General features: G+C 63.5%; 7 protein-coding genes. 6 read left to right on the top strand and 1 reads right to left on the bottom strand.

From position 1 onward, the window contains the following. Window positions 1-170 precede the first annotated feature (170 nt). Entirely contained in the window at window positions 171-4,124 is a 3,954-nt protein-coding gene (gene putA / locus ACF8R3_RS19885; RefSeq protein WP_058638902.1) for a trifunctional transcriptional regulator/proline dehydrogenase/L-glutamate gamma-semialdehyde dehydrogenase, read from the top strand. Window positions 4,125-4,375: 251 nt separating this feature from the next. Further along, complete coding sequence (locus tag ACF8R3_RS19890; RefSeq protein ID WP_392516049.1) at window positions 4,376-6,178, top strand: acyl-CoA dehydrogenase; 1,803 nt, start codon at window positions 4,376-4,378, stop codon at window positions 6,176-6,178. A gap of 18 nt (window positions 6,179-6,196) precedes the next feature. Here the strand turns inward: ACF8R3_RS19890 and ACF8R3_RS19895 are convergent, their stop codons facing one another. After that, a complete protein-coding gene (locus ACF8R3_RS19895; RefSeq protein WP_058638898.1) occupies window positions 6,197-7,120 on the bottom strand; it encodes a DMT family transporter in 924 nt (307 codons plus the stop codon). A gap of 259 nt (window positions 7,121-7,379) precedes the next feature. On the opposite strand from ACF8R3_RS19895, the gene ACF8R3_RS19900 reads away from it, so the two are divergent. The 4 genes from ACF8R3_RS19900 (at window position 7,380) to mdtD (ending at window position 12,678) form a co-directional block, all read left to right on the top strand. Next, a complete protein-coding gene (locus tag ACF8R3_RS19900; protein ID WP_058638897.1) occupies window positions 7,380-8,270 on the top strand; it encodes a LysR family transcriptional regulator in 891 nt (296 codons plus the stop codon). Between the two features lie 118 nt (window positions 8,271-8,388). Further along, window positions 8,389-9,831 carry a TldD/PmbA family protein gene (locus ACF8R3_RS19905; RefSeq protein ID WP_058638896.1) on the top strand — a complete coding sequence of 481 codons (1,443 nt, stop codon included), beginning with the start codon at window positions 8,389-8,391 and terminating at the stop codon, window positions 9,829-9,831. Next, on the top strand, window positions 9,831-11,150 hold the full coding sequence (locus ACF8R3_RS19910; protein ID WP_392516050.1) for a TldD/PmbA family protein: 1,320 nt from the start codon (window positions 9,831-9,833) through the stop codon (window positions 11,148-11,150). The genes ACF8R3_RS19905 and ACF8R3_RS19910 overlap by 1 nt, the downstream gene beginning before the upstream one ends. Window positions 11,151-11,250: 100 nt before the next feature. Further along, window positions 11,251-12,678, top strand: a complete 1,428-nt coding sequence (gene mdtD / locus ACF8R3_RS19915) for a multidrug transporter subunit MdtD (RefSeq protein ID WP_058638894.1) — start codon at window positions 11,251-11,253, stop codon at window positions 12,676-12,678. Window positions 12,679-12,764 lie beyond the last annotated feature (86 nt).

Raw genomic sequence — 12,764 nt, forward strand, 5'->3', positions numbered from 1 at the left:
AGAACAAAATCTTGTCGACTTGACGCTTTGACCCTCACTAAAAACGACAGCCTGACGAGTTGCACCTTATTCGCGACATTTTAGGGTTGCACCTGGTTGCACCCGCGTTTTCCTACAGATAATCTTGTCGCCAGCTTAAGCCGCACTCGTGGCAATAATGAGGATAAGAAATGGCGACGACCACCCTTGGGGTCAAACTCGACGACCCTACCCGTGAACGACTCAAGGCCGCTGCGCTGTCCGTGGACCGCACGCCGCATTGGTTGATCAAGCAAGCGATCTTCAGCTACCTGGAGAAGCTCGAGGGTGGCGCGACCCTGACCGAAATCAGTGGCCAGGCCCTGGGCCTGAGCGATGAAGCCGGCGATGTACAGCCCGAGCAAGGTCACCAGAGTTTCATGGAATTCGCCGAAAGCATCCTGCCGCAGTCGGTCCTGCGCTCGGCCATTACCGCCGCCTACCGTCGGCCCGAGCAGGAAATGGTGCCGATGCTGCTGGAGCAGGCGCGCCTGAGCGCTCCGCTTGCCGACGCGGCCAACAAGATGGCTGCCGGCATCGCCGAGAAGCTGCGCAACCAGAAGAGCACCGGTGGCCGGGCCGGCATCGTTCAAGGCCTGCTGCAGGAATTCTCGTTGTCTTCGCAGGAAGGTGTGGCGCTGATGTGCCTGGCCGAAGCGCTGCTGCGCATCCCCGACAAAGGCACCCGCGACGCCCTGATCCGCGACAAGATCAGCACCGGTAACTGGCAGCCGCACCTGGGCAACAGCCCGTCGCTGTTCGTCAACGCCGCCACCTGGGGCCTGTTGCTGACGGGCAGGCTGGTAAGCACCCACAATGAGTCCGGGCTGACCTCCTCGCTGACCCGGATCATCGGCAAGAGCGGCGAGCCGATGATCCGCAAGGGCGTGGACATGGCCATGCGCTTGATGGGCGAGCAATTCGTCACCGGCGAAACCATCGCCGAAGCACTGGCCAATGCCACGCGCTTCGAGTCCAAGGGCTTCCGCTATTCCTATGACATGCTCGGTGAAGCAGCACTCACCGAGCACGATGCCCAGAAGTACCTGGCATCCTATGAGCAAGCCATCCACTCGATCGGCAAGGCTTCCAACGGCCGTGGCATCTATGAAGGCCCGGGCATCTCCATCAAGCTCTCGGCCCTGCACCCACGCTACAGCCGTGCCCAGTACGAGCGGGTGATGGAAGAGCTGTACCCGCGCCTGCTGTCCCTGACCCTGCTGGCCAAGCAATACGACATCGGCCTGAACATCGATGCCGAGGAAGCCGACCGCTTGGAGCTGTCCCTGGACCTGCTCGAGCGCCTGTGCTTCGAGCCCGCGCTGGCCGGCTGGAACGGTATCGGCTTCGTGATCCAGGCGTACCAGAAGCGCTGCCCGTATGTAATCGACTACGTGATCGACCTGGCCAAGCGCAGCCGCCACCGCCTGATGATCCGCCTGGTGAAAGGTGCCTACTGGGACAGCGAGATCAAGCGCGCCCAGGTCGAAGGCCTGGAGGGCTACCCGGTTTACACCCGCAAGGTCTACACCGACGTGTCGTACGTGGCCTGCGCGCGCAAGCTGCTGGCTGTGCCCGAGGCTATCTACCCGCAGTTCGCCACGCACAACGCCCACACCCTGTCGGCCATCTACCAGATCGCCGGGCAGAACTACTACCCCGGCCAGTACGAGTTCCAGTGTCTGCACGGCATGGGTGAGCCGCTGTACGAACAGGTGGTCGGCAAGATCGCCGACGGCAAGCTGAACCGCCCTTGCCGCGTGTATGCGCCGGTCGGCACCCACGAAACCCTGCTGGCCTACCTGGTTCGCCGCCTGCTGGAAAACGGCGCGAACACCTCGTTCGTCAACCGCATCGCCGACCAGTCCATTTCCATCCAGGAACTGGTCGCCGACCCTGTTACCAGCATCGAGCGCATGGGTACCCAGGAAGGCCGCATCGGCTTGCCACACCCCCGCATTCCGCTGCCACGTGACCTATACGGCACCGAGCGGGCCAACTCCGCCGGCATCGACATGGCCAACGAACACCGCCTGGCTTCGCTGTCCTGCGCCATGCTGGCCACCGCCAACAACGACTGGAAAGCCGGTCCGCTGCTGGCCTGCACCGCCAGTGACAGCGCGGCAACGCCGGTGCTGAACCCTGCCGATCACCGCGATGTGGTCGGCCACGTTCAGGAAGCGACCGTTGCAGACGTCGACAATGCCATCCAGTGCGCACTCAACGCAGCGCCCATCTGGCAGGCCACCCCGCCAGCCGAGCGCGCCGCCATCCTGGAACGCACGGCCGACCTGATGGAAGCCGAGATTCAGCCCCTGATGGGTCTGTTGATCCGCGAAGCCGGCAAAACCTTTGCCAACGCCATTGCCGAAGTGCGCGAAGCCGTCGACTTCCTGCGCTACTACGCCGTCCAGGCGCGCAACGACCTGAGCAACGATGCCCACCGCCCATTGGGCCCGGTGGTGTGCATCAGCCCATGGAACTTCCCGCTGGCGATCTTCACCGGCCAAGTGGCAGCAGCTTTGGCCGCCGGCAACCCAGTATTGGCCAAGCCTGCCGAGCAAACCCCGCTGATCGCCGCCCAGGCCGTGCGCCTGCTGCTGGAAGCCGGCATTCCGGAAGGTGTCCTGCAACTGCTGCCGGGCCGCGGCGAAACCGTCGGTGCTGGCCTGGTGGGTGACGAGCGCGTCAAGGGCGTGATGTTCACCGGTTCCACCGAAGTGGCTCGCCTGCTGCAACGCAACGTGGCAGGCCGCCTGGACAACCAGGGTCGCCCAGTGCCACTGATCGCCGAAACCGGCGGCCAGAACGCGATGATCGTCGACTCCTCGGCACTGACCGAGCAGGTGGTGATCGATGTCGTGTCCTCAGCCTTCGACAGTGCCGGCCAGCGTTGCTCCGCGCTGCGCGTACTGTGCCTGCAGGAAGACTCCGCCGACCGCGTGATCGAGATGCTCAAGGGCGCCATGGCCGAAAGCCGGCTCGGTTGCCCGGATCGCCTGGCCGTGGATATCGGCCCGGTGATCGACGCTGAAGCCAAGGCTGGCATCGAGAAGCACATCCAGGGCATGCGCGAGAAAGGCCGCTCGGTCTATCAGGTGGCGATTGCCGACAGTGCCGAGATCAAGCGTGGCACCTTCGTGATGCCAACTTTGATCGAACTGGACAGCTTCGACGAGCTCAAGCGCGAGATCTTCGGCCCAGTACTGCACGTGGTGCGCTACAACCGCCGCAACCTGGACCATTTGATCGAGCAGATCAACAATTCGGGCTATGGCCTGACCCTGGGTGTGCACACACGCATCGACGAAACCATCGCCAAGGTGGTCGAGTCGGCCCATGCCGGCAACATGTACGTCAACCGCAACATTGTCGGTGCCGTGGTGGGCGTACAGCCGTTCGGTGGCGAAGGCCTGTCGGGCACTGGCCCGAAAGCCGGCGGCCCGCTGTACCTGTACCGCCTGCTGTCGACCCGCCCGGCGGACGCCATCGGCAGCCACTTCCAGCACCAGGACGGCGAAGCCAAGCCAGACCGCGCGCTGCACGAGCAGCTTGTCAAGCCGCTCCACGCCCTGAAGGCCTGGGCCGAGAGCAATCAGCTGTCCGACCTCGCCGTGCTGTGCAGCCAGTTCGCCAGCCAGTCGCAGAGCGGTATCGCCCGTCTGCTGCCTGGCCCGACCGGCGAGCGCAACACTTACACCATCCTGCCACGCGAACACGTGCTGTGCCTGGCGGACAACGAAACCGACCTGCTGGCGCAGTTCGCCGCCGTGCTGGCGGTGGGAAGCTCAGCGGTGTGGGCCGACGGCGAACCCGGCAAGGCCCTGCGCGCCCGCCTGCCACGCGAACTGCAGGCCAAGGTGAAGCTGGTACCGGACTGGAGCAAGGACGAAGTGGCGTTCGATGCCGTGATCCATCACGGCGATTCGGACCAGCTGCGCAGTGTCTGCCAGCAGGTGGCCAAGCGTGCCGGGGCGATTGTCGGGGTACACGGCTTGTCCAGCGGTGATCATCAGATTGCACTGGAGCGTCTGGTAATCGAGCGGGCGGTGAGTGTGAACACTGCGGCGGCTGGGGGTAACGCCAGCTTGATGACCATTGGCTGAGGCTGAGGGTTGTTGAAGAAAAAGGGAGAGCTTCGGCTCTCCCTTTTTTATGGTCGCACTCTAGCCGGAGTGACAACCTGACCATGTACCGGCGCCCGTCCAATAGCGGGGGTATGACGCGACGTGTCGCGAAGCGACTTTCGACACGACGGGCTTCACCTTTCTCACGCCATATCACCCAGACCTATTAACCTGTCCTGGCCATCCAACCCGCTTCTACACTCGCAGCATTGCGCACCAGGACCGCCATCATGCCCGAGACCTTGCTTAGCACCCGAAACCTGGCATTCGAACTCTATGAAGTCCTCGACGCCGAAAGCCTCACCCAGCGCCCCCGCTTTGCCGAGCACAGCCGTGAAACCTTCGACGCTGCGCTGACCACCGCGCGCACCATCGCCGAGAAATATTTCGCCCCCCACAACCGCAAAGCTGACGAAAACGAACCGCGCTACGTAGACGGCCGCGCCGAGCTGATTCCCGAGGTCAAGCCTGCCGTGGATGCTTTTCTTGAAGCCGGGTTCCTCAACGCCAACCGCGACTTCGAGGTCGGGGGCATGCAGTTGCCCAGCCTGGTGTCACAAGCCTGCTTTGCCCATTTTCAGGCGGCGAACGCCGGCACCACCGCCTACCCGTTTCTGACCATGGGCGCGGCCAACCTAATCGAGAGCTTCGGCAGCGAAAAACAAAAGCGCCTGTACCTGCAGCCGATGATCGAGGGCCGCTACTTCGGCACCATGGCCCTGACCGAACCCCACGCCGGCTCATCGCTGGCTGACATCCGCACCCGCGCAGAACCGGCCGGTGACGGCAGCTACCGGCTCCGGGGCAACAAGATTTTCATCTCCGGCGGTGACCATGAGCTGTCGGAAAACATCGTGCACATGGTCCTGGCCAAACTGCCGGATGCCCCACCGGGGGTCAAAGGCATCTCGCTGTTCATCGTGCCCAAGTACCTGGTCGGGCCCGACGGCAGCCGGGGCTCGCGCAATGACGTAGTGCTGGCGGGGCTGTTTCACAAGATGGGCTGGCGCGGCACCACGTCCACGGCGCTGAACTTCGGCGACAACGGCCAGTGCGTGGGCTATCTGGTCGGCCAGCCACATCAAGGCCTGGCCTGCATGTTCCAGATGATGAACGAAGCACGCATCGGCGTCGGCATGGGCGCGGTCATGCTCGGTTACGCCGGTTACCTGTACTCGCTGGACTATGCGCGGCAGCGCCCACAGGGCCGATCAGCCGAAAACAAGGACCCGCAAACCCCGGCCATCCCGATCATCGAGCACACCGATGTCAAAAGGATGCTGCTTGCGCAAAAGGCCTATGTGGAAGGCGCTTTCGACCTGGGCTTGTATGCGGCGCGCCTGTTCGACGACACCCACACGGCGCCCGATGAAGACACTCGCCAGCAGGCCCAGGCGCTGCTCGACCTGTTGACGCCCATCGTCAAATCCTGGCCCTCGGCGTATTGCCTGAAAGCGAACGAACTGGCCATCCAGATTCTCGGCGGCCACGGCTACACCCGGGAGTACCCGGTCGAGCAGTATTACCGTGACAATCGCCTGAACCCCATCCACGAAGGGACCGAGGGCATCCAGTCGCTCGATTTGCTGGGCCGCAAGCTGGCCCAGAACGGGGGTGCCGGGCTCAAGCACTTGATGCGCCTGATCGCTGTCACTGGTGAGCGCGCCAGCCATCACCCCAACCTCGACCCGCTGCGCCAGCCACTGGAACAGCTGGTCAATCGCTTGCAAGGTGTCACCCTTGCCCTGCTCGGCGACCTGGCCCAGGGCAAGGTCGCCGGCGCCCTGGCCAACTCGGCCCTTTACCTCAAGGTCTTCGGCCATTGCGTGATTGGCTGGCGCTGGCTGGAACAGGCGATTCATGCCGAACTCGGTCTGCTTCAGCGCGCCGCGGCTGACCGCGACTTCTACCTCGGCAAGCTGCAGGCAGCCCGGTATTTCCTGACCTGCGAAATACCGGGCTGCCATGCAGACCTGGCCTTGCTTGAAGCGCGCGATGACACCAGCTTGAACATGCAACAAGAGTGGTTCTAGAAAGTGGCCTTGGCCCGCTCATCGTTGCGGGCACTCCCCTGCTGACGGCACACGTCGAGCGGTGCGGGTGATGGCAATGCCAGTGGCGACTATCGCGATACCCAGGTAGGTCGTCCAATGAATGGCATCGCCGAACATCAACGCCGCCCAAATGAGCGTTACAGGGGGTTCCAGGTAAACCAACGCGGACACCCGTGTTGCCGACAGTTTGGTCAAGAGTATCCACAGGCTCAGGTAGGCGATGAAGGTCGAAAACAAGGTCAACCACGCCACCGCCACCCATACCTGAGCACTGCTGGGCAGCTCGATCAGGCGCAACGGCACTCCTGTGACACTGAGCAGTACCAGCGTCGCGCTCGATTGCAGGAAGAGCGGCATCAACAAGCCCTCTTTACTGTGATCCGTGCCCATGACCGACTGTCGCCGTTGGTAAAGGGTGGCGATCGATAACGTGATCGCGGCAATCAGCGGCAGCGCATACAGCCATAGCTCGAGCCGAGTGGAAGACAGGCTGTACTCACCAAGAATCACCACACTGACCCCGGCAAACCCGAGTACCAGCCCAAGCCACTCCTGCCTGCCGCTTCGCTCCTGCTGATCCGCACTACCCATCGCCGCCGTGATCAGGGGCTGCAGCGCGCAGATGATGGCGGCTATCCCCGCAGGCAAGCCACCGCGTATGGCAATGTAGACACTGATCAGGTAAGCGAACTGAGCCAGGAAGCCGATGACCGCGTTGTAGCGAACTTGCGCCCAGGACAGGTTACGTAATCGATGCAAAACAAACGGCAATAAACAAAGACTGACCAACAGGAAGCGCCAGAACAGCAAGTTCACTGCGCCTGCATCCTGCGTGCCGAGCCGGGCGCCAATGAAACCGGAACTCCAGGACAGGACAAAGGTTGTTTGCAGGAAAATGTGGGAGGGCCAGTTATGTTGCATCTCTACACCTCCAAATGACGCGGGCGATGGTAAAGAGTGGATTTACGGCCACCCACCTCTACCCGATCAGCCAAGCGCTCATTAAACAAACTCAGCCTCTTGGCTAGGCGCAGAGCGCAGGCACGCTGTTATCCGGTGCCCGCTGCCTAGGCATTTCGGCAGTTGGACATTCGTTGACCTCACCTTAGGAAGGGGTATAAAGCCTGTACAGTTGATTAAATCGAAGTGCTGATTCGATCCAGCCAAACCAGGTGCTTTCATGGGCAAAGGTCTAGATATCAATGTGTTGCGAACTTTTCAGGCCGTGGCTCGACTCGGTCGTTTCAACGCAGCGGCAGACTATGTCCATCGCAGTCCTTCAGCGGTGACCACGCAGATACAGAAGCTCGAAGAGCAGGTTGGCCAACAGCTGTTTGCGCGCAGCAACCAGGCAGTGGAGCTCACCCCCGCAGGCCGGCATCTACTGGGCGAGGCGACACGCTTTCTGATCGCCCACGACAAGCTGCTGGCGACGCTGTCCCCCCGGCAACTGACAGGCAAAGTCCGTCTGGGGGTACCGGATGGCTATGCCGCCACGCTCATGAGTGAATGCCTGCCGGTATTCGTTGCCAGTAATCCGAAGATGGAGCTGGAAGCTGTGGCGTGCTCCAGCGCGCAGTTGCTGGACCTGTTTGCCAGGCAGCAACTGGACCTGGCCGTGGCGGTCAGCAGCGAGCACATCCAACAGGGTGACTGGCTGCGCCCCACAAAACCCCGTTGGGCCGCCGCGAAGGGCTTCATCCGCGATCACAGCCGCCCGCTACCTCTGGCATTGCAGCTAAAGGGCTGTCCCTACCGGGAGGCAGCGGTACAGGCATTGAAAGCCGAAGGCATTGCGTACCGTATCCTGCTGGAAAGTGCCAACTGGCATGCGGTACTGGCCTGTGTCAAAAGTGGCCTGGCAGTTGGCATCGTCGAGGAGCTCGAAGCCGACGACTCGCTCGTCTTTTTGCATGACCAGGACCTGCCGACGCTTCCCGCGCACGGCATCTACCTGTTGACAGACACCGCGCACCCTGTGGCCGTGCATTTGCACGCAGTGCTCAAGGCTGCGATTCAAAAAGAAGCCGACTCAGAGTTCGCCGCAACGCAAACGCCCGTTAATGCCTGACCAGCACATCAGTAGGCTGCCATAATGACCCGGCATTGCCCGAGCCCGCAGCGCGGCCCGTCTCGGCATTGCCCAGCGCGTGGTTCCAGGGAGCCACCGTGTATCCGGAGGCTTGTCCATGTTCGATTCCAGCACCCTGCTGCGCCAGCGCTTCGCCGCCCTGCGCAGCACGGCCGATCTGTTTTCCTTGCGCCATGTCAGGCAGTCGCACCAGGCATTGTCCGTGCGCCGCAACGTCGCCGAGCCGCCTGCCTTGAGCCAGGACGAGGGCGCCATGCTGACCGTGCGCATCAACGGTGTGGAGGCCTACGCCGCCACGGCCGATCTGTCCCAGAGTGGCCTGCAGCGCGCATTGGAGCAGGCTGAAACCCTCGCTCGACAGATTGCCCGCTACAGCCTGCTGGACCTGCGCGAACAGCCTGTGCCGACCGGGCGCCACGATTACCTTTCGCCTCATTTCGACCAACCGATGCCGGGCCTTGCCGACTGCCTCGGCTTGCTCGCCGAAGAGTCGGCCAGCGTGCCGTCGGACTCGCGCCTGGTGGACTGGCAGGCAAGCCTTGGCATGAGCCTGGTCGAGCAGACTTACCTGAACTCGGCCGGTGCCGAACTGCGCCAGGCCCAGCGCTTTCTGTTCCCTGGCCTGGCCGTGACGGCCAGCGATGGCCAGGACAGCCAGAGCCGCAGCCTGGGCAGGGAGAACTTCGGTCAGCAGGGCGGCTTCGAAATCATCGAGCGCTGCGGCCTGAGGGGCTCGGCCCGGCAGGTTGCCGACCAGGCCCTGCAATTGCTGCAGGCGCCGAACACGCCCAGCGGCGTACGCGACCTGCTGTTGATGCCTGACCAGATGATGCTGCAGATCCACGAATCCATCGGCCACCCCTTGGAGATGGACCGCATCCTGGGCGATGAGCGCAACTACGCCGGTACCAGCTTCGTCAAAGCCAGTGACTTTGGCCAGTTGCAGTACGGCTCTTCCCTGCTGAACGTAACCTTCGACCCGACCTTGAACGAAGAGCTGGCCAGCTACAGCCACGACGACGATGGCACGCCGGCCAGCAAGCAATTTCTCATTCAGGACGGCGTGCTGCTGCGCCCGCTGGGCGGTGCCCTTTCCCAGTTCCGCTCTGGTCTTGGCGGCGTGGCCAATAGCCGCGCCTGCGGCTGGAACCGGGCGCCGATCGACCGCATGGCGAACCTGAACATAGAGCCGGGCGACCAGTCCCTGGATCAGCTGATCGCAGGTATCGAGCATGGCATCCTGATGCGCACCAACCGGTCCTGGTCCATCGACGATGCGCGCAACAAGTTCCAGTTCGGCTGCGAATGGGGCCAACTGATCGAGAATGGCGAACTCAAGGGCATCGTGAAGAACCCCAACTACCGCGGCATTTCCGCACGGTTCTGGCGCAACTTGGCCGCCGTCGGCGACCGCAGCACCTTCCAGGTCCTGGGGACGCCCAATTGTGGCAAGGGCGAGCCCAACCAGGTGATCCGGGTTGGGCACGCCTCGCCAGCTTGCGTGTTCAGCGCCATCGACGTGTTTGGAGGAGATGCATGATGAAACAGGCCTTCCAATCACTCATCGACACCCTGGGCGCTGCCCTGCAAGCAGGCGAACACTACACCCTGGGGTTGAGCGCCGAGCAGTCGCAATTCGTGCGCTTTAACCACGCCAAGGTCCGTCAGGCGGGCGAGGTGAGCCAGGCCAGTGCTCACCTGCGCTTGATCCACGCTGGTCGTCAGGCCGAGCAACAAGTGACCCTTAGCGGTGATGCGCACCTGGACCGCCAGCGCCTGCTCGATGCCCTGTCGCAACTGCGCCAGATGCTGCCGCTACTGGCGGCAGACCCGTACCTGAGGCTGGATGAAAGTGCCTGGCGCAGTGATAGCCAACAGACGCAGGCCCTGCCCGACCTGAATGAGGTGCTGGCCCTGCTGGAACAGGAAGCCGGTGACCTGGACCTGGTCGGCATTTATGCCGCAGGCCCGATCTGGCGGGGTTTCGCCAGCTCGTTCGGCGCCTTTGGCTGGCACCAGGCCAATAGCTTCAACATCGACTGGAGCCTGTTCCACGAGAGCGGCCAGGCGGTCAAGGCCAACTATGCCGGGCAGGTATGGCGTGCCGACGACTTCACCGCCCGCCTGCGTCAGGCTCGGGCGCAGTTGGGCTACCTGGGGCGTGCGCCGGTGGTACTGCAACCGGGCAGCTACCGCGCCTACCTGGCGCCAGCGGCCATGGACGAAATCGCCGGCATGCTGTGCTGGGGTGGCTTCTCGGCGCAGGCCCTGGCGACCGGCAGCAGTGCCCTGCAGCGGTTGTACAGCGGTGACGCCACCCTGAGCCCACTGATCAGCTTCACCGAGCAGGTCAGCGGCTCACTGAGTCCAGCGTTCTCCGACGAGGGCTCACCGCGCCTGGACGTGGCGCTGATCGAGCAGGGCAAGCCAGCACGACGCCTGGTTTGCGCGCGCAGCGCGGCCGAGTTCGGGGTGTTGGCTAACGGGGCCGACAGCCACGAGTCGCCCTGTGCGCTCAGCCTCGCACCCGGCCAATTACCCCGTGAACAGGTTCTGGAGCGGCTCGGCACCGGCCTGTACATCAGCAACCTGTGGTACTTGAACTACTCCGACCTGCCCGCAGCGCGCATGACCGGCCTGACCCGCTTCGCCACGTTCTGGGTGCAGGACGGGCAGATCCAGGGGCCGGTCAACACGATGCGCTTCGATGACAGCCTGTACAACCTGCTGGGCGAGCAACTGGAGGCGTTGACGTGCGAGCGGGAGCTGATTCTGTCGACCAGCACTTACGGGCAACGCAGCACCGGATCGAGTCATTTGCCCGGCGCGCTGGTCAAAGCGCTGACGCTGACATTGTGATTGGATTTTGCCGGCCATCTCACGGCGGTAGCCACGCCTGCCCCGCCCCGTAGGCGCGGCGCTTGCCGTCGAGAGGCCAGTACAGACAGACGAGGACGTCATGCCCGAACGCAACCCGCTCGACCCCATCACCGCCCGCTGGCTGCCATGGGTGGTGGCGATCGCCTTCTTCATGCAGTCGCTGGACGGCACCATTCTCAACACCGCGCTGCCCGCCATGGCCCGCTCCCTGGCCGAAGACCCCTTGCGCATGCAGGGTGTGATCATTTCGTACATGCTCACCGTGGCTTTGCTGATCCCCGCCTCGGGCTGGATCGCCGACCGTTTCGGCACCAAGCGCATCTTCTTCAGCGCCATCCTGCTGTTCAGTTTCGGCTCGTTGCTGTGCGCAGTGGCCAACAGCCTGGGCTTTCTGATCTTCGCGCGGATCGTGCAAGGGCTCGGCGGGGCGCTGATGCTGCCGGTCGGCCGGCTGGTGGTGCTGCGCGCCTACCCTCGCACCGAACTGGTGCGCATCATGAGCTTCATCACCATCCCTGGTCTGCTCGGGCCATTGCTGGGCCCCACGGTAGGTGGCTGGCTGGTGGAGATCCTGAGCTGGCACTGGATCTTCCTGCTTAACTTGCCGGTCGGCCTGCTGGGCTGTTACGCCGTCTGGAAGTTCATACCCGACCTGCGCGGCGCCGAGCGCACTACGTTCGACGGGCCGGGCTTTTTGCTGTTCGGCGCCGCGATGGTGCTGATCACCATCGCCATGGAAGGCCTGGGCGAGCTGCACCTGCCGCACTTGCGCGTCATGTTGCTGCTGTTCGCCGGCATGGCCTGCCTGGCGGCCTACTGGCTGCGAGCCGGGCGCGACCCGGAGCCGTTGTTCTCTCCGAGCCTGTTCCGCGTACGTACCTTCGCCATCGGTATCCTGGGCAACCTGTTCGCCCGCCTGGGCAGCGGTGCACTGCCGTTCCTGGTACCGCTGCTGCTTCAGGTAGCGCTTGGGTATTCACCGGCCCAGGCGGGCATGAGCATGATCCCCTTGGCGGCGGCGGCCATGGTCGCCAAGTCCGTCGCCAGGCCGCTGATCGAACGGCTCGGTTACCGCATCATCCTGACTGGCAACACGGTGCTGCTGGGCGTGCTGCTCGCTGGCCTGGGCCTGGTGGACGAGCAGACCCCGTACTGGTTGCTGCTGGTGCAACTGGGCCTGCTGGGCGCCGTGAACTCCCTGCAGTTCACTGCCATGAACACGGTGACGCTGATCGACCTGGACGATGCCAGCGCCAGTAGCGGCAACAGCTTGTTGTCGGTGGTGGCCCAGCTGTCGCTGAGCCTGGGGGTGGCTTGTGCTGGCGCGCTGCTGGGCGGCTTCACGGCAGCAGGCAGCGCCGAAGGCGTGGAAACCACCCTGGGTGCGTTCCAGCTGACGTTCTTCACCATCGGCATCATGGCCATGCTGGCGGCGGCCATCTTCCTGCAACTGGCGCCGACGGACGGAAGGCGTGCCCGTCGTCCGGAAGAGCACGTGGAGTCTTAGGGCGAATGGCGTCGGGGCTGGTAGACTGTGCAGCATTTTTCGCTTCGCACCGCAGGCCCGCCTCGTGACCACCGATTCCACCGCCT

This window comes from Pseudomonas sp. FYR_7 (genome assembly GCF_043106155.1).
Taxonomy (GTDB): Bacteria; Pseudomonadota; Gammaproteobacteria; order Pseudomonadales; family Pseudomonadaceae; genus Aquipseudomonas; species Aquipseudomonas parafulva_B.